At 62.5% G+C, this 25,401-nt stretch carries 18 protein-coding genes; 12 read left to right on the top strand and 6 right to left on the bottom strand.

What is annotated here, in order from left to right:
* The first annotated feature begins 11 nt into the window (after positions 1-11).
* The 11 genes from GON09_RS25875 to GON09_RS25925 all read left to right on the top strand — a co-directional run bounded on the left by GON09_RS25875 (position 12) and on the right by GON09_RS25925 (position 14,576).
* A complete protein-coding gene (locus tag GON09_RS25875; RefSeq protein ID WP_213934853.1) occupies positions 12-1,427 on the top strand; it encodes a substrate-binding protein in 1,416 nt (471 codons plus the stop codon).
* 891 nt (positions 1,428-2,318) lie between these two features.
* Positions 2,319-2,999, top strand: coding sequence for a nitrile hydratase subunit beta (nthB, locus tag GON09_RS25880; RefSeq protein ID WP_213934854.1), 681 nt, complete (start codon positions 2,319-2,321; stop codon positions 2,997-2,999).
* 63 nt (positions 3,000-3,062) lie between these two features.
* On the top strand, positions 3,063-3,686 hold the full coding sequence (nthA, locus tag GON09_RS25885; protein WP_213934855.1) for a nitrile hydratase subunit alpha: 624 nt from the start codon (positions 3,063-3,065) through the stop codon (positions 3,684-3,686).
* A 1-nt stretch (position 3,687) separates the two neighbouring features.
* Positions 3,688-4,134 carry a nitrile hydratase accessory protein gene (locus GON09_RS25890; RefSeq protein WP_213934856.1) on the top strand — a complete coding sequence of 149 codons (447 nt, stop codon included), beginning with the start codon at positions 3,688-3,690 and terminating at the stop codon, positions 4,132-4,134.
* A gap of 280 nt (positions 4,135-4,414) precedes the next feature.
* The gene (locus tag GON09_RS25895) at positions 4,415-5,473 is read left to right on the top strand and encodes a HoxN/HupN/NixA family nickel/cobalt transporter (RefSeq protein ID WP_213934857.1); all 1,059 of its coding nucleotides are present in this window, start codon (positions 4,415-4,417) and stop codon (positions 5,471-5,473) included.
* Positions 5,474-5,607: 134 nt separating this feature from the next.
* Positions 5,608-7,155 (top strand): amidase, encoded by a 1,548-nt coding sequence (locus tag GON09_RS25900; protein WP_213934858.1) that lies wholly within the window; start codon positions 5,608-5,610, stop codon positions 7,153-7,155.
* Positions 7,156-7,347: 192 nt separating this feature from the next.
* Positions 7,348-7,683 (top strand): STAS domain-containing protein, encoded by a 336-nt coding sequence (locus GON09_RS25905; RefSeq protein ID WP_213934859.1) that lies wholly within the window; start codon positions 7,348-7,350, stop codon positions 7,681-7,683.
* Positions 7,684-7,957: 274 nt separating this feature from the next.
* Positions 7,958-9,055, top strand: coding sequence for a beta-mannosidase (locus tag GON09_RS25910; protein ID WP_213935225.1), 1,098 nt, complete (start codon positions 7,958-7,960; stop codon positions 9,053-9,055).
* A gap of 1,370 nt (positions 9,056-10,425) precedes the next feature.
* Positions 10,426-12,138 (top strand): sigma-54-dependent Fis family transcriptional regulator, encoded by a 1,713-nt coding sequence (locus tag GON09_RS25915; RefSeq protein ID WP_213934860.1) that lies wholly within the window; start codon positions 10,426-10,428, stop codon positions 12,136-12,138.
* A gap of 256 nt (positions 12,139-12,394) precedes the next feature.
* Entirely contained in the window at positions 12,395-12,679 is a 285-nt protein-coding gene (locus tag GON09_RS25920; protein ID WP_120284944.1) for a YciI family protein, read from the top strand.
* 1,279 nt (positions 12,680-13,958) lie between these two features.
* A complete protein-coding gene (locus tag GON09_RS25925) occupies positions 13,959-14,576 on the top strand; it encodes a hypothetical protein (protein ID WP_213934861.1) in 618 nt (205 codons plus the stop codon).
* 61 nt (positions 14,577-14,637) lie between these two features.
* On the opposite strand, the gene GON09_RS25930 is transcribed toward GON09_RS25925, so the two are convergent.
* The 5 genes from GON09_RS25930 to GON09_RS25950 form a co-directional block, all read right to left on the bottom strand.
* Entirely contained in the window at positions 14,638-15,501 is an 864-nt protein-coding gene (locus tag GON09_RS25930; protein WP_244867032.1) for an SMP-30/gluconolactonase/LRE family protein, read from the bottom strand.
* Between the two features lie 88 nt (positions 15,502-15,589).
* Positions 15,590-17,212: an AMP-binding protein gene (locus GON09_RS25935; RefSeq protein ID WP_213934863.1), complete on the bottom strand. Its 1,623-nt coding sequence runs from the start codon at positions 17,210-17,212 to the stop codon at positions 15,590-15,592.
* A complete protein-coding gene (locus tag GON09_RS25940) occupies positions 17,212-18,111 on the bottom strand; it encodes an acyl-CoA dehydrogenase family protein (protein ID WP_213934864.1) in 900 nt (299 codons plus the stop codon). The genes GON09_RS25935 and GON09_RS25940 overlap by 1 nt, the downstream gene beginning before the upstream one ends.
* 199 nt (positions 18,112-18,310) lie before the next feature.
* A complete protein-coding gene (locus GON09_RS25945) occupies positions 18,311-19,471 on the bottom strand; it encodes an acyl-CoA dehydrogenase family protein (protein ID WP_213934865.1) in 1,161 nt (386 codons plus the stop codon).
* Between the two features lie 5 nt (positions 19,472-19,476).
* Complete coding sequence (locus GON09_RS25950) at positions 19,477-20,250, bottom strand: enoyl-CoA hydratase-related protein (protein WP_120284936.1); 774 nt, start codon at positions 20,248-20,250, stop codon at positions 19,477-19,479.
* Between the two features lie 1,452 nt (positions 20,251-21,702).
* Between GON09_RS25950 and GON09_RS25955 the strand changes: the two genes are divergently transcribed.
* Positions 21,703-23,346: a flavin-containing monooxygenase gene (locus GON09_RS25955; RefSeq protein ID WP_213934866.1), complete on the top strand. Its 1,644-nt coding sequence runs from the start codon at positions 21,703-21,705 to the stop codon at positions 23,344-23,346.
* 430 nt (positions 23,347-23,776) lie between these two features.
* Here the strand turns inward: GON09_RS25955 and GON09_RS25960 are convergent, their stop codons facing one another.
* On the bottom strand, positions 23,777-24,964 hold the full coding sequence (locus GON09_RS25960) for a TetR/AcrR family transcriptional regulator (protein WP_213934867.1): 1,188 nt from the start codon (positions 24,962-24,964) through the stop codon (positions 23,777-23,779).
* Between the last annotated feature and the right edge of the window lie 437 nt (positions 24,965-25,401).

Raw genomic sequence — 25,401 nt, forward strand, 5'->3', positions numbered from 1 at the left:
CAGGGAACACGGTGACCCAGCTCGTACTGCACGCGGAAGAGTGGACCGCATCCCCACCCTCGGCGGCCTACAGTCTTTTCGGAGCAGGCGCGGAGGCGGGATGGCTGTTCGGCGCGGTATGCGATCGGGTCGAACCCGGTGCCGCCGTGCGTATGGCGGTCCACCTCAGCGGTTCCGGAGCAAAGCCGATCGAAATCCTCGGCCGTATTGCTGCCGCACGTCCGCATGCGTACCTCGATATCGTGCACGACCAGCCTTGGCGAGGGCGTATCAAACTCCGTTTCGAAGCCGCAAATGGTGGCACGAGGGTTCGGCTTATCGCCGAACTCGACCAGCCTGGATTGGAATGGCTGATGCGCCGTCGAGGGTTCCCCACCTCTCAAAACGCCTCTTCCCGTCCCCGTTTGGGCTTGTTGACGTCGAAATCCGGACCCGGCAGTCTTTTCGCCACCTCAATCGACAACGCTGCCATGCTGGCACTGGAGGAAATCAATGCTGAGGGCGGTATCCACGGCCGTCCAGTCGAGTTGATCGTGGGTGATGACGCCACAGACCCGGAGACCGGCGTCATGGAAGCGCGGCGACTCGTCCAGGCAGGTTGCCGGACCATCCTGGTCGCCGCCACATCGGCTACCTACACCGCCGTTGCCGAGGCACTCAGCGATGCACCCGTGCTGCTGGTGCAGCCGGTCATGAACGAAGGAGGGAGCGGCGATCGTCTCCGTCTCCAGCTCGGTGAGCGGCCGGACGACCAGTTGGCAGCAGCCGTGAAGCCGCTCATGCGGATGGAGGGGGTGCGACGATGGTTTCTGGCCGGTGACGATTATTGTTGGCCCCGCACGACACACGGCTTGGCTCGCCAACTGTTGCCCCGGTACGGCGCCCGAGTCGTCGGAGAAAAGTTCGCGTCCATGGGGACTCGAGACTTCGCCCCGATCATCGAAGCGATCCAGAAATCGGGTGCCGACATCGTACTGTCGACCTTCGACGGAGCTGATGCTGTTGCCTTCGAACGGCAGTGCTATGCAATGGGATTGCGGGATCAGTGCATTACACTTGCGCCGGCCTTGGAAGAGTCCACGCTGACGTATATCGGCGACGAAGCGGCCCGTGGCCTCTACACCGTCTCGGGGTACTTCCAAAGATTGCAAACGGATGGCAACGCCTCGCTTCTGAAGAGGTACCAGGCGGAGTTCGGTCCTTGGGCACCGCCGCTGTCGACGTTGAGCGAGTCTGTATTCGAGGCAGTTCACATATGGTGGCAGGCGGCCCGGAAAGCCGAGTATAGCGAGCGGATCGCCGCAGCAATGCGTCACGGCGAGTTTCAGCTACCTCGGGGCACCGTTACTTTGAGCGAGGACCGACTCAGACAGCAGCTCTATTTGACGAAAGCGACTGGCACGGAACTGTATCCCGCCATCGGGTAAGTTCGAGACCACGATTTCTGGTACCGAAGTCCAGGGTATGCGTCTTGATCACCTCGACGTGGTTGCGTCCGCCTACCGCTTCGATCTTCGGCGGGCGGATGCGAAACCTCCGGGACCGCCGTGTGCACCTCTCAGGTCGTCTATGCATCAGTGTCGTCAGGATTGCTTCCGACTACGATCAGGCTCCGCGTCATCGCTGTTTGGCGCGATGTCGATCCCGGTCAAGGCGACGATGACGGCTGCCAGATCCTCCTCTGTCGGATCGGGACCGGATGCGGAGGTCGAGACTTTCTGCCCCGGTGAGGTCTGGTTCCCTCTCGGGGGTGGCTCTGGCTTCATTCTCCATCCTCCTTTGTGCACGTCTCACTGCGGCACATCTGGCCACAGTTCAGCATCTTATGAGATACCTCCGAATGCAGACGGTTCACCGCTCCTTCCGACAGGAATAGACGAGCGTCTTCCAGTAGCCGAAGCGGGCAGCAGTGTGGTTGAATTTGTTGCCGTCGGCGCTGTCGACGGCAGAATGAATGCGCAGCAATTGAACTCAGGTTGGCGACCAACTGCTGGGCTGTCCATAGCGCGTCGGGGCAATACAAGCAAGAACAAGAATGACTGCCACAACGCTGTGCCGACACACGCGAGTGCGGCGCTCCACTGTACGCAGCCCGTCCACAGGATCGGTCTCCAAGATCGCGCCTCCAAACGGCTGACGGGGAGGTTCACTTCCTCCACGGAGCGACTCGCGCTGACGCCGCTACGTCCGGACAGCCCGCAGCTCGGATCGCCCTGTCCGGCGGTAACAAAACGGTACACGTCATTAGGTCATGACGTATTGACGCATTAGGCGAGGGCGCATAGGGTTGGTGACTCACGGCACAAGGAGAGCATTTCATGGATGGAATCCACGATCTCGGTGGCCGCGCCGGCCTAGGCCCCGTCAACCCCGAATCCGATGAACCTGTTTTCCACTCCGATTGGGAGCGGTCAGTTTTGACGATGTTTCCGGCGATGGCGCTGGCCGGCGCGTTCAATCTCGACCAATTCCGGGGCGCGATGGAACAGATTCCCCCGCACGACTATCTGACCTCGCAATACTACGAGCACTGGATGCACGCGATGATCCACCACGGCATCGAGGCAGGCATCTTCGATCCCAACGAACTCGACCGCCGCACCCAGTACTACATGGACCATCCGGACGAAACGACCCCCACGCGGCAGGATCCGCAACTAGTGGAGACGATCTCGCAACTGATCACCCACGGAGCCGACTACCGACGCCCAACCGACACCGAGGCCGCATTCACCGTAGGCGACAAAGTCATCGTGCGGCCGGACGCCTCACCGAACACCCACACCCGCCGCGCCGGGTACGTCCGTGGCCGTGTCGGCGAAATCGTAGCGACCCACGGCGCGTATGTCTTCCCGGACACCAACGCACTCGGCACCGGCGAAAGCCCCGAACACCTGTACACCGTGCGGTTCTCGGCGACCGAATTGTGGGGTGAACCGGCCGCCCCGAACGTCGTCAACCACATCGACGTGTTCGAACCGTACCTGCTACCGGCCTGACCAGGTCATCCGGTCCACCCAGCGAGACGACCCTTCACCACCGACAGAAACGAGTCCACCCCGATGACCGCCCACAATCCCGTCCAGGGCACGTTGCCACGATCGAATGAGGCGATCGCCGCACGCGTGAAGGCCATGGAGGCCATCCTCGTCGACAAGGGCCTGATCTCCACCGACGCCATCGACCACATGTCGTCGGTCTACGAGAACGAGGTCGGTCCTCAACTCGGCGCCAAGATCGTCGCCCGCGCCTGGGTCGATCCCGAGTTCAAGCAGCGCCTGCTCACCGACGCCACCAGCGCCTGCCGCGAAATGGGCGTCGGCGGCATGCAGGGCGAAGAAATGGTCGTGCTGGAAAACACCGACACGGTCCACAACATGGTCGTATGCACCTTGTGCTCGTGCTATCCGTGGCCGGTTCTCGGCCTGCCACCCAACTGGTACAAATACCCCGCCTACCGCGCCCGCGCTGTCCGCGACCCCCGAAGTGTGCTGGCCGAATTCGGATATACCCCTGACCCTGACGTCGAGATCCGAATATGGGACTCGAGTGCCGAACTTCGCTACTGGGTGCTGCCGCAACGCCCAGCTGGCACCGAGGAATTCACCGAAGAACAACTTGCCGACCTCGTCACCCGCGACTCGCTCATCGGCGTATCCGCCCCCACCGCACCCACCAAGGCCTGACATGTCCCGACTCAACGAGCAACCCCACCCGGATCTCGAAGACAGCCTCGGCGACCTGGTGCAGAATCTGCCGTTCAACGAACGAATCCCTCGCCGCTCCGGCGAGGTCGCCTTCGATCAAGCCTGGGAGATCCGCGCCTTCAGCATTGCCACCGCCTTGCATGCCCAGGGCCGATTCGAATGGGACGAATTCCAGTCCCGCCTGATCGAGTCGATCAAACAGTGGGAGGCCGAACACGCCACCACCGAGCAGTGGAGCTACTACGAGCGTTGGATGCTCGCACTCGAAGAGTTGATGCGCGACAAGGGATTGGTCGCTGGCGAGGAGCTCGAGCACCGTACCGAGCAGGTGCTGGCAACGCCCGCCGGCGCCCATCACCAGCACGCCGTGCGTGATCCCATCGCCGTGCACGCCACCGGCACACCCACCTCTGACTCCAACGGGTAGCCCGGAGCCTCGTCGTCGCGAGTTCAACGGGTTCACCGACGTCGAGTCGTTCGCGGAGGCGCGTTCCGCGTAACAGCGACTGTTGGTGTGAAGCCCCGGACGCCGCGACGTCGGCATATTCCCGGTCTTCAGACCCGGCTCCGCCGCGGACCGACGGCGCATCGCCGGTACAGCAGCTCCAACCGGGCCGGATCATGTCCGCACCGCACACGCGGACACCCCGAACATTTCAGCCTCAGGCGTATCCAGAAACGCTGCGAATCATCTGAAGGACAAGCGTTTGACCAGCACCACCATTACACCGCACCACATAGGTGGTGCCTGGACTCGAACCGAGCGTCGACGGCTGGCGTCCGTTGTCGGTGCCATCGTGATCCTGCACTTTTTGGGCGTGGCGCTGTACTTGGGATACTCGGGCAACCCGGCAGCTGCCGGGGGCCTCGCCGGATCCGGTGTGCTCGCCTACGTGCTCGGCGTCCGTCACGCATTCGACGCCGATCACATTGCGGCAATCGACGACACGACACGCCTGATGCTATTACGCGGACGCCGTCCCGTCGGAGTCGGATTCTTCTTCGCGATGGGACACTCGACCGTCGTCGTTGTTCTTGCTCTGGTCGTGGCACTGGGCGCCAGCGCCCTGACCTCAAGCGAACTCGAAGGGGTACAGGAGATCGGCGGGTTGGTCGCCACGATCGTCGCCGTCACCTTCTTGTTGATCGTTGCAGGACTCAACAGTGTGGTCCTACGCAATCTGCTTTGCCTGTCCCGACGGGTGCGGGCCGGGTCGGACATCACAGGCGATCTCGAGAACAGACTCAGTGAGCGCGGGCTGTTCACCCGACTGCTGGGCAACCGCTGGCGCGGAGTGGTTCGATCGTCCTGGCACATGTATCCCGTCGGCCTGTTGATGGGACTGGGGCTCGAGACCGCCTCCGAGGTCACCTTGCTCACCCTCACCGCCTCGGCAGCCACAGGGGGCACGTTGTCGATAGCCGCTGTGCTCAGCCTCCCGTTGCTCTTCGCCGCGGGGATGAGCACGTTCGACACGGCGGACTCTCTGTTCATGACCCGCGCATACTCCTGGTCGTACCAGGACCCCCAGCGTCGGCTGAACTTCAACATTGCGACGACCGGCACCACCGTGGTCATCGGCCTCTTTGTAGCCGGTATCTACGTATGTGCACTACTGGCACACCTGCCCATCTTCGCTGCACTGTCGCCGATCGGCAACATCTCCGATAACTTCGAATTCCTCGGCTATGCCGTCGCGGCCGCCTTCATCCTCACCTGGACAGGTGCTTTGCTGTTCAATCACCTGAAACCCCAACCGGACTGACGGCGCCCACTATCACCCCGGACACCCAGATGCCATAGCGCTGACAGACACGCACGACACAGCGCACCACCGAGCGATCCCCCTCCATCCCTCCCCCACTCGATGATGCTGTTCACATATGCGGAAGGAACCCCATGTCTTCGTTGACTCCACCCAATTCCCACCGAATGTCGGCACTGAACAACCACTTCCGATTCGGTCTGACGACACCGGAACTCAAGGAGTTCGCACCGGCCCTCGAAGCGACGCTCGCGTCCTCCGAAACCGTCGAACGCCTCTACGAGCGCACCGCGCCCGAGCCGCCTCAGCGGTCGTGGACCTCGCCCCCGGCGGATGAGAACCCACTGAGCGCCTGGTACGTCACCACCTCGATCAACGAAACCGCAGAAGGTCCCCTCGCCGGGCGAACCGTCGCCGTGAAAGACAACGTCGCAGTCGCCGGCGTGCCGATGATGAACGGCTCCCGAACCGTCGAGGGCTTCACCCCACGCTACGACGCCACCGTCGTACGCCGATTGCTCGACGCCGGCGCAACAATCGCCGGTAAATCGGTGTGTGAAGATCTCTGCTTCTCCGGCGCCAGTTTCACATCCCAACCCCAGCCGGTCCGCAACCCCTGGGACGAAAGCCGCATCACCGGCGGCTCGTCCAGCGGCAGCGGCGCCCTGGTCGCCAGCGGCCAGGTGGACATGGCAGTCGGCGGCGACCAGGGCGGTTCGATCCGCATCCCCGCCGCGTTCTGCGGCATCGTCGGACACAAACCCACCCACGGACTGGTCCCCTACACGGGAGCATTTCCCATCGAACGGACCATCGACCACCTCGGTCCGATGACACGCACGGTCAGCGACGCCGCCGCGATGCTCACCGTGCTCGCGGGCACCGACGGCCTCGATCCCCGACAGATCCACCAGATCGAACCGGTGGACTACCTCGCGGCGCTGACCCAACCGGCATCGGGTCTGCGCGTCGGTGTCGTCACCGAAGGCTTCGACACCCCTGTCACAGACGCTGCCGTCGACAATGCCGTACGCACCGCCGTCGACGTACTACGCTCGGCCGGACTTACCGTCGAAGAGGTCTCGATCCCCTGGCACCGCGATGCGATGGCAGTCTGGAATGTGATCGCCACCGAGGGAGCGGCCTACCAGATGCTCGACGGTAATGCCTACGGCATGAACACCGACGGTTTCTACGATCCCGAACTGATCGCCCACTTCTCCCGTCAACGACTCGAGCACGGTCACCAACTGTCGAAGACGGTCAAACTCGTCGGGATGTCCGGGCGCTACACATTCGAGGTAGGCGGCGGCAAGTACTACGCCATGGCCCGCCAACTCGTCCCCGAAGTCCGCGCCGCCTACGACGCAGCCTTGGCGCGGTACGACGTGCTGGTGATGCCCACCCTCCCCTACACCGCCACCAAGATCCCGACCACGGACATTCCGTTGGCCGACTATCTGGACACCGCACTGTCGATGATCATCAACACCGCACCATTCGACGTCACCGGTCACCCCGCCTGCAGTGTCCCCGCTGATCTGGTCCACGGTCTTCCCACCGGAATGATGATCATCGGCAAGCATTTCGACGACGCAACGGTGCTGCGCGTCGCCAATCTCTACGAACATGCAGTCGGCAACTACCCTGTCCCGCCGGCTGCAGCCAGCACCCTCGCGTAACCCATTCGCCCGACCGTAGGAGACCATGCACTGCGGACTCGTGCGGTCGGGCCGGAACCGGTGACTGTCGGACACCTCCCTCCCTCGACCCGGGCGCGCGTTCGGGGAGTGAGGACACTCAGGTCACCGTACATCCCTGCTCTGGAAGGACTTTCCCGAGGAAGGGCACCATTGCCGAGCGAAGGACCCAGCATGCAATCTTGCGAAGAACGCGTAGAGAACAGCATCCTGATGCTGCGCCCGATCGGCGTGCTGCGCGGCGCCTCGTCGGCTCGGCTGCGGCAGCGCCTGGACCGAGCCCTGGCCGACAATACCGATGTTGTCGTCGATCTCGGGAGCGTGACCGCTGTAGATTCCACCGGTCTCGGTGTGATGATCCATGCCACCAAGACGGCACGGACGCACTGTCGTTCCCTGACATTCGCCGCGCCCAGCAGCCGGGTCAAGGCGATGATCGAACGGACCCGCCTGCAGTCGGTAATCACACTGTCGCCGTCGGTCGAGGCAGCCATGGAACGCATCCGATGATCCGCCACGCTCGAGCAGGAACAGAAGCTCACCGCTGCAGATCTGCCGGACCACGGCCACCTCTGCACTCCGTCCGAATCATGGAATCAACAGCAAAACCCATATTCTCGAAAGACGCCCGTGGGCAGTTCACGTCGACAACTGTCACCGGTGCACCCGCGTCGACGCAGCTCGTCGACCGCACGCGTTCGACCTGCGCACCTGTCGATATCCCGATGCTCACCCGTCGAGTCGGGAAACCTAAAAATCTCGGGGAGGCACCAATATGACCTGGATGCGACTCGCCTGTGTGTCGGCGATGCTTCTGGTCGTGGCCCTCGCGAGCGCGTGCACCATCCCCGGACCCGGTGCGGCATCGCCAGGTGAGGAAACAAGCGCGCCGACCTCCGCCCCGTGGGTCTCGTATGCTCACCCGCTGCGGGTGACCACCACCGGCGGTACTTTGCATCTCGACGGTCGACCCTGGTGGCCGACCGGCTTCAATGCCTATCAACTGGCTACGGACTGGACGGTCAATGCTGGTTGTGGAGCGATGGTCGATCTGGATTCCTACTTCTCGTCCCGCCAGCCGGGGACAGTGACCCGATTCAACGCCTTTCAAAGTCTGGCCGTGGACAAGCGCAACGGGAAGCTGAACTTCGAACCGATCGATGCGGTGTTCGCGGCCGCCGAACGGCACAGGCAATTACTCATCCCGGTGCTCGCCGCCCAGGACGGCGCTTGCGAGGACGAGCAATACAAGACGCGCGAGTGGTATCTCGGCGGATGGAAGGAGGCCACGGACATGCCGCTGAGCTACAGCGAGTGGGTTGCTGCCGCCGTCGATCGCTGGGCCGGATCGCCTTCGATCGCGGCATGGGAACTACTCGGTGAACCCGAGGTCGGCGTCTGCACCATCCCCGACTGCGACCTGCACCAACGTCTGTGCCCGGAAGACTCGGCGCAGGTGCTGCGTGACTGGGTCGATGCGGCCGGGGCGGTGGCTCGTGAGCATGATCGGCGACATCTGCTCACGCTCGGTCTGCTCGGGGGCGAGCAATGCGGTCTCGCCGACGGCGGTTATGCACTGGTCGCTGCCTCGCCCTATCTAGACGTGGTTCAGTACCACGACCACGACGATGCTGCGCTCCTCCCACTGCGGCTCGAACAGACCGAAAAACCTGTGCTCGTCACCGAGTTCGGGATCCGTGCTGGAAGTTGCCTGCCGCTGACCGAACGCGCCGCCCGAGTCGGTTCCCAGATCGACCGGTATTACACGATGGGCGCTGCCGGGGCGCTGTTGTGGGCCTTCGTACCGGATCCTCGACCACAGGAATGCACGTACGACATCGGCCCCTTCGACCCCATCCACGGCTTGCCCCAGATGAGATAGGGACGCGCCCCGGGCCGGCGCGTCGGGGTGACAGTCGTCTCGGAGGCCACGGAACCGATTGCTCGGGCCGGCTTCCGCCACACTCACCCATGGTGAAGGTGATGAGTACCCGGCAGCCGCGGATGCCGGTATTCTGTGTCCGGGCTCGACGCCCCACCGCGTGAAGTCGTCTTCCCTCATTGCACGAATCGAACGCGATTCCGAAATTGTTTGTGCACTAGTACTTCTGATTGAAGTCGATTAGGTCGTATCGGGAGGCACCGTCGGTGCCCGCTTAGATTGTCGAGGCGGACACCGACGGCTCCCGTACCTGTCGCCGACAGGGGGCGGCGACGGTTCGTCGCAGAGCGACGAAACGGGGTTCTCGTTCTCGGTACTGCGCAGCGACTCGGACATAGTCGCGTAGCAACTCGGAACAGCAGGGGCGAGGTTCCAAGCACGGAGAACAGAATGTTGAAACAAGGCCCCGTCCTCCCCGATAGGGTGGCTCGCTCCAACACGCAAAGACTAACGAAAAACTATTCGTAACAGCAAATTACATGACTTTTCATCCGTTCCGACACTGCAGCGCCCGGAGCAACCGACCATGAGCACAGGTGACACTCCGCCCGGCTCCGATCTCCCGGACAGGTCACATCTCCCGCCAGCACCGCCGGCGACCGGCCCCGCCCATCCCGGAGTCCGGCACCAAGCACACTCCCGCAACAGTGGGTTCGGGCCGAACAGACACGGACGAGTTCCGAACACCTGGATCAGTGCCACGCGGCCGACTTCACTGCGGCCCGAACCCCGCCCCGTCACGAAACCCACTGGTAGCTACGCAACTCGTGGTCACGTGCAGGAACCCTGTGATATACACATACAGTTCACGGAGCATTGATGGTCGACAGTAGGCGTCACACTGCCAACCAACAACTTTCGTGACGCTCCAGCGTCGTTCCAGGAGAACACGGTGCGAACGGACGCGCGCAGACGCACAGCCTCGTCGACAGTGCCAACGCAAACCTCCCCGCCGTTCACTTCCGCCGGCTCAGCCGGACCGATCGCCTGGAATGGCATCGGCCGGAACGGCCCTGGTCCTGCAGAGGAGATGGAACGCTGCACGATGAATAGCATCGTGTTCCGCCACCGTGTGGATCGACAGGCCCTCGAGACGCCGGTGAACACACTGGACAAGGTGCGCACGCACCGAAGACAAGTCCAGAAGTTCCCGGTGTAGCGTTCTGGGACACTCCGAACCGGTGTCACCTCGTTTGCATAGAGTCCGTTCTCGCCGTGAGGTCTTCGGAGGTGGATGTGTGGTAACCGACCGGTTCCGTGAGCAAGCAGAAGAACACGGTTCCGACAGATGCGAGAATCTCATACCGAAAATGCGGCCGGAGATCGAACAGTCCTGGCGCCGCTGCCGCGCAATGGGAGTGACACCGGACGGTTCTCGTCTGCGTTATATCGACGACGCCCCCGCCGACTCGAAGCTTGTGCGTGCGGCGCGGCCGGTCCTCGATCGGTTGGCCGATCAACTCGCCGATGCGCCGGTGACGATCCTGCTCGCCTCCCAGGATGCGACCATCGTCGACCGGCGGGCCGGGCAGCGGTCGCTGCTCGGTCGTCTCGACCGTGCCCAGGTCGCCCCGGGGTTCATCTTCGCCGAGGAATGCGCCGGAACCAACGGGATCGGCACCGCCCTCGAAGAACGCAAAGCGTTCCGGGTCCGCGGGGAAGAGCACCTGCTCGAGTCGCTGCATCCGCTGGCCTGTGTCGGCTCACCGATCGTCGACCCGGTCTCGCGTGCGGTGACCGGCATCGTCGACATCACCTGCGAGGTCGACGATGTCAACGAGCTGATGGCACCGCTGGTCCTGTCGGCGGTACGCGACATCGAAGAACGACTGTTCGCCCTGTCCGCCCGCAGCGAGCAGAGCCTGCTGCGCGAATACATGCGCAGCAAACGCCGCGGCCACGCCGCGGTGGTAGCGATGAGCCGGGACACGGTGATCGCGACCCCGACGGTGTCACGGTTGATGGATTCGACCGATCAGATGATGATCTGGGACTGGATCAGCACCCATCTGGCCGCCAAGGACGAATGGGAAGGACCGCTGCGCTTCGCCGAGGGGATCGACGTGCGGGTCCATGCCCGCCGGGTCGGTGAGCCCACCGATCCGCTCAGCGCGATCATCGAACTGCGCCCGCTGGCCTCACCGGCCCCGCCGCGCCCCCGCGCCCGCCTGGCCCCCGCCCCGCCCGCCGGTGCGGCGCCGGCGGCGCGTATCGCCGGCCGCAGCCTGGCCGCGCACCGGCTCCAGGACCGGGTCGACGAGATCGTCGGCACCGTGGCGCCGGTGCTGATCGTCGGCGAGTCCGGTGTCGGCAAAACCCACCTGGCCCGTCAGATCCAGCACCGCTGGGGCCACCACACCCCGGTCCCGAGCGTGGACGCGTCGACGTTGACCCCCTCAAAGGTGGCCGAGCTGCGGGCGCGTCTGTCCGGCAGTTTCGCGTGCATCCTCGAGCACCTCGACGAGGTCCCCGACGATGCTCTCGCCCCCACCCGGCGGTTGCTCGACGCCGCCGTCGAGCTGGGTGCACCGGTGATCGCCACGGCCACCTCGAGCACCCCCGACGAGCTTGGTCATCAGGTGCAGACCCATGTGCGGCGCAGCGTGTGCATCCCGCCGCTGCGTCAGCGCATCGAAGATCTCACCGATCTCGCGCGTGAGTTGCTCGCCGCCGAGTTCCCCGACCGCCCGACTCCGCAACTGCAACCGGCCGCGCATCGGGCGTTGATCGACCATCACTGGCCCGGCAACCTGCGCGAGCTCGCCTCGGTGCTCAGTACCGCGGCGGCGCGGTCGATGGGATTCGACATCAAACTCGAACACCTGCCCGCCGACTACCGCACCCTCGGTGCCGGCCGCCGGTTGACCTCCCTCGAACGCACCGAACGCGAAGCGATCGTGCGCGCCCTCGACGAGTCCGACGGCAACAAATCCCTCGCCGCCCATCGGCTCGGTGTGGCCCGCTCCACCCTCTACCGCAAGATCCGCGCACTGGGCCTGGAAAACGAAAAGTTCGGATCCTGACCCCCGAAACACTCTGTCGCATAACGGGACATCCTCGCCGCTGAGTCTGCCGGGACACCCTCTTCCTCACGCCGAGCGGACGTCTCCCCACCTCTGTTCGGGACACCAATGATGCCGTTTGTACCTCGTCGTTGTGCACGGACGGTGTTGCAAAATAGGACACTCGCTGCGGCATCCGACGCCCTACCGTTCTCGAGTACGTATTCCATGAGGAGTACGCGCGTCGTTTCATGACCGTATCCCCCGAGGAGTGACCATGGCCCTGTTCGCTGTTATCTGGTCGTACACCACTGACGCATCCGTCAAAGAGGCCGCCCATGCCGACCACCTGGTCTTCGTCAAGGACGCGGCCGCCAAAGGCGTGCTACAGGAAGCGGGCGCCTGGGCCGACGGAGCCGGCGCGCTGCTCGTGTTCAAGGCGGACAGCGAAGACGACCTGCAGGCCCTGCTCGCCGAGGACCCCTATGTCACGCAGGGTGTTGTCGTCGACCAGAGCATCTACCAGTGGAAGCCCGTCATCGGACCCCTCGTGGGAATCTGACGACGAAGCGGCATGCCTAGCTTCTGTTGGTCACAGCATGCAGCATTTTTGCAGTTGACCAGACGACGGGACGCACAGTGTGTGCATTCGACGAAGGCGCGGATCGTATGTGGGGCCAGGAATTGCGTCACGTGACGTCCTGAGGCGACCGTCGATACATGGTGGAGTGAACGCGCAGACGGAGATGCAGCCGGCCGATCGAGTGCTCGCCTGATCGGGTCCAACCAGATCCACGGGTTCGAGAGACAATCAGCGCAGGGTGCGGCTGTCGATTCACACAACCGACGTGTCAGCGGAAACCGGTGTGACACGGCAATCTTGGAATAGATCTCTCTATCCTTGACGTGGACGCTACGCCGGAAGTCAGCCACGGCTGTTCCCGCGCCCTCACACTCGGTTTCTATGCCACCATCGCCCTTCAGCATGTCGCGCCCAGCGATCGCCGGGTCCTCGAAGCCTTCGGGATACCTGGGCGGGAGATCCGGGAGGCTCTGGCCAACGGAAACTGGACGTGTTCAGTAGATGTGCGCGGATGGTGCACGGCGAAGCCTTGGCCACCGAGCACATGGTCGAGACTCGGGTAGGAACTGTGCTCCACGCTCCGAAGCCACTGAACGAGCATCCAGAAATGATGGGGTGGCAAAGTCACGCAGTAGTGAACAGTACTGTTACATATATTGATTGAGCAGGTATCTTCCGTCGACAGTCATGCGGTCCAGAAACAGCGAACTACCTGTTGACGGTTCGTCTCATGAACATCCACCGAAAACCACGTGTCGGCCGATGGTGCGTATGCGGCATGGGCGAGGCGGCGTGCCTCCGCCACTGGGCACGGGCAGATCCCACCTGCTGCCTGTGCTCGGGCTGCCGGGACCCTGCTTCGGTGATCAAAGGCGATGATCGAAGCAGGGTTCTCCGTCCTCGATAGAACACCCCCTTCGCCGGCGAGCTGTTTGCAGCATGTCGACGTAGCGACGGATCGCCGCAGTGGTGTTCGTACTGGCCCATCCACGACCTGATTCGCTGACGCCGGTCAGAGTCGTCCTACCGATACCCATCGCGGTGTACGTTGCTGTCGTCGGCTCCGTATCGATGTGCTTACCCGGATCCGGCTTCATATCTCCAGTGAGAGAACGTATTCGCGCCGATTCCAAGCAGACCGAACACAAAGTGATCCGAGCTCGCCGGCCCGTCGCCGGAGATGGCGCTGAGTCAGTAACGACAGGAGGTCGTCCACACGATCATATGACAGGGGTCGTAGTGAAGGAGCAGATGCACGATGACCTTGTCCGGTCCGCACCTCGGGGTAATGCCTTCGGTTTGTCGTTCTCAACCTGAGTCCGGTTCCGACACCGCACCTGTCCATACGGCGGCGTCCCAGCGGAGCAGGACGGACGCCGCGGACCCGCGCGCAATTGCGTCCAACATCAATCCAGGAGAAGCTGAGTCGAATTCGGATATTCGGCGAGAGTCGGAGTTCGATGCTGCAGGGTTTGTCGAGTTCGCCGAACGTCACCTCGAGTGGCTCGATCGGCTCGACAGTGCCGAAACCGTCGCGTGGCACGAGGTGAGGTCCCGGGGTGGTCGGATATACACGTGTGTGCCTATGAACCCCGATGCCGAAGTCACCGAGCCGATCTGTATCGACCTTTTCAGCGGGGAATTATTGACATCACCGGCGCGCGAACACATTCAGGTTGCCACTTCTTCGCCGGCGATCAGGAAAACCTACGATCGCTGTGTCGCCACGATCGAGGCCGAACTTCCAGCCTATGACGTGCCCAATGCTCTCAGGTTCTCCACGATACTGAACACCTATTTCGGGTACGCCTGTCAGACCGACTTGGTTCCCCTCCTCGCGCGTATCCCGCCTGCAGTGTGCCCGAATCCCGCGTAAGCACCGGGGTCGACTCGGCCGAGATCAGCCCTTGGACCCGATACTTCTGCGGCAGTCCTCCTCACACTGCCGGGCCGCCCTTGTAGCCTACGTTCGCAGTCGCAACTACCGAAGTCGACTTGCCGTCGTGAAACTCCTCGAGCGTGGTCACGTTGCACGCCATGTACAGGGTGCGGAGATCGTCACCGCCGAATGCACAGGTGACCGACCAGGCCCCATCGATCGCAACCTTGTCGGTGATCTCTCCTCCCTCGACAACTCGGTAGAAGCCACTGTCCGACTCGAGGGTCAATGCGTTGCCGAACCACACACCGCCGTCGGCGTCGAGTGCGATGCCATCCGGGTGAACGGAATCGTCGAGCTGGGCCCAGATTCGCTCGTTGGCCAGGCTTCCGTCTTCCTGGATGTCGAACGCCGTGATGCAGTGCCGCCATGTCTGGGCGGTGAGAAGAACTCTGTCCGGGGTGATCGCCATGCCGTTCGGGAACAGAACTTCACCACCGACGGGGTTGATGGAGCCGTCTGCGGACACATGGACCAAGCGTGTTGTCTTCGGGTCTTCCTCACCGAGAGCGAAACCGAAGTTTCCGACGTACGCATCACCTTTGCCTGTGACGATCATGTCGTTGCCGATGCCACCGGCGTACTGGCTGAAGTCGGCGTGCACCGACTGCGTACCGTCGGGTTCGATCCGCACGACGGTTCGATCCATCTGTGACACGACGAGGACCGAACCGTCATCCAGGAAGCCCAGTCCCGATGGCGAGCCTTCGACCTCGGCGACGTCGGTGTACGAACCGTCGGCGTTGAACGTCTTCACCGTCTTGCTGAAGAAGTCACTGGCCCAGAGCTTGCCATTGTGCCAGCGAAGACCTTCGAGGAACTGGTGACCGGTCGAGAAAACGGCCGAGTGGTGCTCTCTCATGGTGTTCTCCATCCCGCCGCGAGGGATTCACGGCGATGGTCATTGCTCGAGGAATGAAGGGGGCTTGTGTCCGATGTGTCGGGTCCACTCAACGGTGGACTGTGCCTTTGGCGCGGTCCGCCGCGAGCTCCCGCAATTTGAACTTCTGGATCTTCCCGCTTGCCGTCCGCGGCAACTCGTCGACGACGATCAGGCTTTCCGGGAGCTTCTGCCGTGCGATGTTGCGTTCGATCAACCATCCGGTGAGATGCTCGAGCTCGATCTCGACTTCGTGCTCCGGTACAACGATCGCGCAGACTCTTTCTCCGAGGACGGGATCCGGCGATCCGACGACCGCGACGTCGGCAATCATCGGATGGGCGAACAGGTGGTCCTCTACCTCTTTGGCACTGAGATTCTCGCCGCCGCGGATGATGATGTCCTTCTTGCGGCCGACGATCTCGAGGTAGCCCTCGGTGTCGAGACGCCCGAGGTCACCGCTGCGGAACCAACCGTCCGCGGTGAACGCACTGTCGTTGAGTCGGTTGTCGAGATATCCGAGGAACATCTCCGGCCCGCGCAGCAGAATCTCGCCGGGAACCCCTGGGGTCACGTCCTGCATGTCGTCGTCGACGATTCGGATCTCCGCAGACTTGATGGCCCGGCCATCTGTCGTTGCTCGTTTGGTCAAGGGATCGTTGCGCTTGCCGGCCGATGCCGTCGGAAACTCCGTCGATCCGTAGACACGTGCAACCAGTGCATCGAGGGTGTCGGTGGCCTCGATGACCAGGTCAGGGGGAACATCGGCGCCACCACAAAGGAAGTTCCTCATCGAGGAGAGGTCATGTGACGAGCCGGTCGGGTCGTGGACGATCCCGTGCAGGAACGGAGTCGCAGCGACCGTCGTGGTGCAACGGTGCTCATCGATCAGACGCATGCCCGCCTGCGGACTCCAGACGTCGAGCAGCGCCACGCCGCTGCGCAGCATCGGTGGTAGCTGGATCCCGTACAGGATTCCGGTGATGTGTCCGACCGGCGACGGCATGAAGATCACATCGGATTCGCTCAGTTCGAGAAGGTCGGCGATGCTGCGGTTCTCGTAGTTGAGAGTGTTGTGGCTGTGCATCGCGCCCTTGGGATCGGATGTGGTTCCCGAGGTGTACAGCAGTAGCACCACATCGTCCGGTGAGCGGTCGACACGGTTCGGCTTTTCCGCACCGTCGACGAAGGCGTCGTACCGGATGGCGCCGGCTGGGCTCCCCTCACCGACTACTACGACGGTGGGTGGTTCGTCCAGTTCACGAGCGATCTCGCAGGCCATCGCCGCGTAGTCGAAGTTCCGGAAGACCGACGGGACAAAGACGATTTTCGAAGCAGACTGTCGCAGAATGAACGCGGTCTCGGTATGCCGGTAGATCGGGATGATCGGGTTGCTCACAGCACCGATACGTATGGCAGCCAGATGGACCACGCACGCTTCGATCCAGTTCGGTAACTGCCACGACACGACATCGCCAGGCGCAATGCCATGCGCTTGCAAGGCGCTTGCCAACGCGTTCACTGCTGCGTCGAACTCGGCGAAGGTCAACGATCGGGTCGGCTCGGCCAGTGCCATCCGGTCCGGTACCACGGCGGCTGCGGTCGCCAGATAGTCGTCGATGAAGGCGCCGTCCCAATCCCCGGACGCCACGTAGTCGCGAGTGGGAGCGACATTTCCACCTCGTGGGATCATCAGACCGCCTTCGTCGTGCTTGCGTGTTCTGTGGTCTGCGCCAATGCTGCCGCACCGACCATCTCTTCCAATGCCCGGGTATCGCCGTACCAAGGCCGTAGGGCGAGCGCTCGTTTGTAGAACCAGTGCAGATCGACCTCGGCGGTGAATCCGATTCCGCCGTGCACCTGGATCGCGTCCTGGCAGACCTCGACGACCACCTTGGAAGCGTGCGCCTTCAGCACAGCTGCGTCGACCGCTGTCGGCGCTCCGCTGTTCACCGTGTCCGCGAGTACGGAATCGCAGAGGTTCCGAACCGAGGCGGCATGTACATGCATATCGGCGATGATGTGCTTGATCGCCTGGTAAGACCCGATCGGCCGACCGAATTGCTCACGCTCCTTCGCGTAATCGATCGTGGTGCGTACGCAATGGGTTGCGATTCCACTCAACTCACATGCGACGAGCGTTCTGACCCACGAACGGATTTCTTCGATCAGCCTCGGCGCTGCAGACGGATCAGCGAGCGGCGTGCCTGCGACGCCGTCCAGACCAACCGAGGCGAAAGACGAGAGCGGATCTGCGTTGGCATCGGTCTGGATCATCTCGAGGCCTCCCGCATGGGGATCGACGAGCCATAACTGCTGATCATCCGAAACGACGACCAGCTGCGTAGCATCACCACCGAACCGAACGAGGTGACAGCGTCCGAAGAGTCTGCCGTTGCGGACGGTGATCGATCCGCCGTCCCAGTCTCCGGCGGCGTGCGGATCGACGAGGGCCAACTGTCCGTCACCGCTCATCGCTGCCTTGAACACTGCGCGGGCGGTCTCCGGTGCATCAGCGGCCAGAACAGCAGGAAGTAGCGAGTTCTCCAGCAACGGCCCCGGTACCAGGTACCTGCCGTACAGGGTGAACAACGGTCCGAGCGACGCCATCGGAAGCCCCAGCCCGCCGAACACCTCGGGTACAGAGGTAGCGAACACTCCCATCTCGCCGAGAACACCACCGAGCTCGGTGACCCTCCTCTCCGAGAGCACTGCGCGTCGGGTGGCGGAATCGTAACTGCGAGCGAGGAACTCTTCCAGGCTGTTGGCCAGTTCTGCAGTAGTGGTGTCGTCAGCCACGAGGGAGTCCTAGCAGTCGTTCCGAGATGATATTTCGCTGAATCTGAGAGGTGCCGCCATAGATGGAGGTCGCCCGCGAATAGAGGTGGTCATGTGCCCACCGATCTGATGCCAGCCCCAACGGCCGACTTTCCTCGACGGCCCGGTATGGACCGAGAAGCTCGGCGATCTCCCCGAAAATTATCTGCTCGACCTCGTTGAGCAGAAGCTTGTCGACGGAATCCTCCGGAGTCGGGACCTCTCCCGCAGCGAGTCGCGCGACCGTTTTCTGCGTTTGCGCGCCCAGGACTTTCAATGCAACGTGTGCCTTGCCGATCGCTATGCGTACACGGCGTCCGAGCCCGGTTTCCGGCGCGGGAAGCCCATGATCTCGAAGCGCAGCGACGGCGTCTTCGAACGCGATCTCGTAATCGACTCGCCGGCGCAACGTGTAGGCGGCGCGCTCGATGCCGAGAGTGTGCGTCGCAACAGCCCAACCGCCGTTGAGCTCTCCGACAAGATTCCGCCGCGGAACGCGCACTTCGTCGAAGAAGACCTCACAGAATTCGCGGTCGCCCGTCATCTGCTCCAGTGGCTTCGGCGTGATTCCCGGCGTGGACATATCCACTAGCAGGTAGCTGATTCCGGCGTGCTTGTGTGCCGCAGGGTCGGTACGAACGAGCAGCGCACACCATTGCGCCTTGTGCGCCCAGCTGGTCCATACCTTCTGGCCGGAGATGACGAACTCGTCACCGTCGAGCACGGCCCGGGTGCGCAGCGAGGCAAGGTCCGACCCGGCCCCGGGTTCGGAGAAGCCCTGGCACCAGATGTGCTCACCGGAGAGCAGCTTCGGTAGGAGTTCTTCTCTCTGCCACTGCTGGCCGAACTCGTCGATCGACGGTCCGACGACGTCGAGGCCGATCAGACCGATAGGCATCGGCGCCCGGGCATAGGCCAACTCTTCAGCGAACGCTAGTTGGTGCAGATGGGACAGCCCTTGGCCACCGGCCTCCTTGCTCCAGCTGATGCCCAGCCCTCCGGCTTCGAACAGCACTCGCTGCCAGTCGCGCAGAACATCGAATCGCTCGTCGAGATCGAGGGGAACGGTGGGAATGTCCGCGTCGGCCAGCCACGCGCGGACCCCGGACCGATACTCGGCCAGATCCGTCGTCATCCAGGTCACCTGCCCGTGTAGTGGGGAGTACGACGTTCGAGGAAGGCGTTGACTGCTTCCTTGGAGTCCTCGTAACCGGACAGTTCACCGGTGAGCGACTGCTCGTACTCGTAGCCGGACTTGAGGTCCATGTACTCGATGGTGTTCATACTCAGCTTCGCGAAGCGCAGTGCGGCCGGGCTGTGCCGGGCAAGTGAATCGGCGAGAGCCTGGGCACGAGTCATCAGCTCGTCGTTCGGGACGACCTCGACGATCCCACCGAACTTGTAAATGTCTGCGGCCGGCACCATGTCACCGCTCAGATGCATCAAGCGGACCATGCCTTGTGGGACGAGACGCGAGAGATGCTTGGCGCCACCCATAACCCCCACGTTCACTTCCGGCAATGAAAATCGCGCGTTCTCCGCAGCCACGACCAGGTCACACGAGGCTGCAATACACAGGCCCGTACCGACAGCCGCACCCTGCACCGCTGCCACCGTCGGCTTCGCACTGTCCCGGATCGAGAAGAACGCCTCGCGCACCTGCTTCATGCGTGCGGGCGAGTTCTCCGGCGACAGGGTCTTGAATTCTTCCAGGTCGTTGCCACCGCAGAAATGCTTGCCGCGGCCTGCGACGACGACGACACGCGCGTCGGGAAGGTACTTGTCGACATTGTCGAAGAACTGCTTCAGTTCGACGTACATGTCCTGGCTGACTGCGTTGGCCGGCGGGCGGTTGAGCCAGACCGTCGCAGTCGCTCCGGACTCCTCGAACTCGATAAACTCGAACGTTTCCATGCTGGTCCATCCTGTTCTGAACACCGTGAGCAAGCCTGCAGCGTCCGACATTAAGTCTATGAATGCTAATCTCTAGCCGGATGCTTGCCTCGTGAGATGAGAGCACATTAGGGACCTTATCCGCATTTTGTCAACGGCTACTAATTTTTCACCCCGCGCGGAGCACAGATGCAGTCTGCGTAGCCGCGCATCTCACTCCGGATCGGAATGCCCGCTCGTGCACCACCTTTCGTCCACAAGTCGCAATACGCACTACGAAGCCGCAGTGCGGCACAGTAGGCAGCGCGGCAATACATGCAGCCACCGGTCGGGTCGGCCGCTCCTTGCTCGACCGACCCGCTTCACCACCACTTCCCCACACAGCGTCATCCACGTCACAGCATGATGTCAAGGGACACTAACTTCAGGACCCTCTCCCAGTGCCACGCAATGGATCCACATACGTCGACGCAGACATCCCGAGCGGCCGGCAAAGCCCCAGCGGCGCCCAACAATCGCCGAGGACTTCTCCCCTAGCAGCGATGATTCGCGAAGAAACTCCGCCCCACCAGTGACAACAAGTCATCAAATGCTAAGAAGATCTCCTAAACCGACTCGAACCCCTCTCCTCGATCCCGAGAAGTAGACCGCTCACCGCTCGCGCAACGGCACACGGTCAGCATCGAGGAGAGGCGTGTCTTGAGATCGACGCTGGCGGTCTTTACGCGGCAGCCTGGACGATCCGGTTCTCCGCACGCCCACGAAACCGTCGTCCTCGACCCGTCGAGATTTCGGGCGCCTCGTCGTGAACCAAGAATCACTTGTCGGACGCTGCGAACCGATCAGCTCCATGCGCTCCGAACGATATTGGGAGGCTATGTAGGTCTCGATAAGGCCGGTCGGTGGGAGACCAACCCCTGACGCATCCGCGATACGCGGCGGGTGCGAAGAAGTTCGGGACCGGTCGACGCATTCCACCCGGCACCATTACGGGTTGACTCGGCACACCGTATGCGGGTCACGCTTTAGCGCGGGGTCTCGGGCCATCCCGGTGGACACCGGTCGCCACTTCGAGATCCCCGAGCCGCCTATGAGCTCAATTAAGTTAGCAATGATTACCAACAGCGAACGCTGCACCGTCCATACTTCGAGTCCGAGGCCGGCGACTCGCAGCCCACCGTGACCAACGACCTTGGAGGGCACCTATATTCACCACAGTCGTATGGACGCGTCGGGAAGGCGCGGGTACCAGATCATCGCAAACACGAATTAGTGATTCTTGACATATTTTGACGACGGGGGCACCATCGTCCCATTCGGAGAGTGCGCGTTAGCGCTCGATGACATTCGTGAACTCGGGACATCGAAGGGTGCCCGCTGCGGCGTCCGACATCGACTTTGTCCAGACCTGCGATCGATCAGATGAATCGAACAGCCCGAGGCTTCAGATCCAAGGTGCGAAAGGAATACACAATGGTCTCCCTACTCGAGGACACTCGTCCCGTAACCGAGGAGCTCGACGTGCTGGTAGTCGGCGGGGGGTTCGCCGGCGTCTACGCGCTCGAACGCCTGCGCGCGTTGGGGTTCACGGTGAAGCTGTACGAAGCAGGCTCCGAGGCCGGCGGTGTCTGGCACTGGAATCAGTACCCCGGCGCCCGGGTCGATACCGAGGCCACGGCGTACCAGTTTTCCGACGAGCGCATCTGGAAGGAGTGGGACTGGTCGGAGATGTTCCCCGGTCAGGAGGAACTGCAGGAGTACTTCCGCTTCGTGGTCGACAAGCTCGAACTCGGTCCGGAGATCAACTACAGCACTCGCGTGGTCGCAGCCCGATTCGACACCAGTCGCGATCAGTGGGTTGTCGAGTCCCGCAACGAGAATACCGGTGAGACCTTTCTGACCCGGGCACGGTTCTTCCTTCCGATGCTCGGTACGGGTTCCAAGATGCTCATCCCGAACATCGCGGGGCGCGACACCTTCGAGGGTGACATCTTCCACACCGCCGAGTGGCCCAAGGGCTACGATATGCGCGGCAAGCGCGTCGCGGTGATCGGCACCGGCGCCAGCGGTGTACAGGTCATCCAATCGATCGCCCCGCAGGTGGAGTCGATGACGGTCTTCCAACGCACGCCGTCGATGACGCTACCGATGTATTCGGCCAAGCTCGATCATGCCGCGAACGAGGAGCTACGCAAGAGCTACCCGAAGTTCTTCGAGTTCCGCAACCAGACGTTCGGTGGTCTCGCCTACGACCTGGTCTACAAACCGACAGCCGAGATGACCGACGAGGAGTTCACCGAAGGACTAGAGAAGCTGTACGCCGAAGGAGGCCTACAGATCTGGCTGGGCGGTTACGCCGATCTGTTCTTCGACGTCGAGGTCAGTAACCGAATCTACCGTTTCTGGCGCGACAAGACCCGCGGCCGGATCAAGGATCCCGTCCTCGCCGAGAAGTTGGTTCCGACCGAGCCTCCGTATCCCTTCGGCTCCAAGCGATGCCCGCTGGAATACACATACTACGAAGCCTTCAACCAAGACAACGTCGAACTCGTGGACGTCAACGACAACCGCATCGATCACATCTACGAGAACGGCATCGTCACCGCTGATGGTGTCGAGCGCGAATTCGACGTCATCGTCCTGGCGACCGGATTCGACTCATTCACCGGTGGCCTCTGCGACATCGACATCGTCGGCACGAACGGTGAGACCTTCGGCGAGACCTACGCGAACGGTGTTCACACCTTCCTCGGTCGTGCCACCTCGGGTTTTCCGAACATCCTCTTCGTCTACGGACCGCAGAGCCCGTCGGCTTTCTGTAACGGACCGACCTGTGCAGAGCTCGAAGGAGACTGGGTGATCGACTGCCTGGTCAGTATGCGTGAGCGGGGCCTGACCCGGATCGAAGCGACGCCGGAGGGCGAGAAGGAGTGGCAGCAGCACTTCGAGGAAGTCACCGCCGCCACGATCTTCCCGCTCGCGGACTCCTGGTACATGAATGCCAATGTGCCCGGTAAGAAGCGTGAACTGCTGGCCTACCCCGGTGGTCTGGCCCAGTATCTGAAGAAGAACCAGGAGTCGGCAGACAACGATTACGCCGGTTTCGTCCGCACCTGAACACAGTGATGTGATGGCACGGGTGCTGGGGTCGGACAACCCCAGCACCCGTGCCGTCACTGTTGAAGTAGATGGATGCGCCGCTCCACTGTGTGAGCTCGACGTTCGATCCCGACGTCACCGAATACTCGATCACGGCGACGAACACTGTGCTCGAGCAGTTCTCGGAACCTCGGCAGGTCCTCCGATCCAGACGACACGGTCGGGATCTGGCGGCATCCGACCGACGTCGACTACGCCCTCATGTCCGAACGCACCAACATGGACGACGTCGACGCCGATCTGTCACGTACGGCCCACCAGGCGGTCGTCACCAGCTCCGGTGCTCCGACCGGTCGAGAGCGGGAGAAGGGTCCGGTTCGAAAACCGACCTACGGATCGGAAGGCAGAGGCGTGCCTGACCCACGCGTCCCCAGCACGCCGGTCGACATCAGTCTGCAAACAGGGCATGCACTACCCGATCGAGCTCGGATTCGAAGTCCGGGGAGCGGAGGAAATGGGGAATCCGAACCAAGTCGTGCACCACGGTGACCGCGATGCTCACGAGCGACTGCGCGGCCGCCGGGTCGACATCCGGCCGGACCGAGGAGTACCACCGGCGCAGTTCGGAGACAAAATCGTCATTGATCCGCTCGAAGCGCTCACGATCCTCGTCTGGAAGGTAATGCCCTTCGGTCAGTGCCACGGCGAGGAGATCCACGGCCTCGATTCCGAGACGCACGTACCCGGAAATCAACGCGGACAACACTTCGGCCGGATCAATGGAGGTGCGCAGCGCTCGAACGACCTCCAATGCTCGCCACTCGGCGAATCGCTCCATCAATGCGACGAGGATGCTCGATTTGGTCTTGAAATACCGGTAGATCGCCGGACCGGCGAACCCGACATCCGCTCCGATATCGTCGATGCTGACGCCGGCATATCCGCTGCGACGAAAGGCTGCCGCCGCGGCCGCGAGCAACTGCTCGCGCCGCGCCATCGGCACGTTCTCGACAGTCGGCGTCTGCCGGCGACGCACAGGCTCGACTGTCGGCGCAGCGATGATCCGTTCGCATGCCGTTGCCATCACGGTAGCGAGACGAGACCGCGAAAGCGCGCTGTCGTAGAACGCCGGGCTGGTCAAGACGCTGACAACCGCCCAACTGCGAACATCGGTTGCGAACGCGCCGAGGCCGGGGTGGCACGGACGGATCAGTCGACCGGCAACGTTGTCCGAGATCCACACTGCCCTGCTTCGTACGGTTCGGAAATCATCCTCGTCGAGATGGCGTGCTTCACGCTGCCACAGCACCGACAGCCGGCGACTTTCGATACCGACACGCGCCAGGTAGTCGAGATGCCGGGCCAGCTCCTCATCCGACTCGACCTCTGAGATCGAATCCAGAGCGTCGATCCAACGCTGTTGATCCTCATCGATGATGCGGGCGAGGAGTTCCTGCTTGTTCCTGTAGTGCCGATACACCGCACGCGCGGTGACTCCACTCGCCTCGGCGATATGGTCTACGCGAACGGCGTGAAAGCCCCTGAGTGCGAACAGCTCGCGTGCATTGTTCGCGATCTGAACATTGCGGTCCTTCGGCCGACGTGACGTCGGTGCGACTCGGGCTTCAGCCCCCATGGGTCTCTCCGTTCATGACGGGCTCAGCTCCGGACCTCGCCTCCGGTAGACACGTCGCGTCGCTGTTGAGCATGTCGGTCCAACTACGCCCCAGCCAGGGCGCTCCCCCGTCGGGTCGTGCGAGACTGCTACGTCGCTCCGGTTGAACGAGCACAGACCTCCTCCAATCTTCCGGAGACACTTCGCAGCCACACACCGACCACGACAAGTTGTTACCTCAGGTTACCTAATTTGCGCCTGCGACCCGACATGAACCACCCGCAAGCACAGATCATGCAGGTTGTTTATCTCAGATGAGAGGTCAAACCACCATCTGGTGACGATCACTGACAGTTATGGTCCATTGACTTACCGTTCTATCGGTCAATAGGATCGGCCGAATGGACGTCCGAAGACCGAAGGCTGAAAAGTGAAGCTGCTCGGTATTCCCACACCGT

It is taken from the genome of Rhodococcus sp. B50 (assembly GCF_013602415.1).
Lineage (GTDB): Bacteria > Actinomycetota > Actinomycetes > Mycobacteriales > Mycobacteriaceae > Rhodococcus.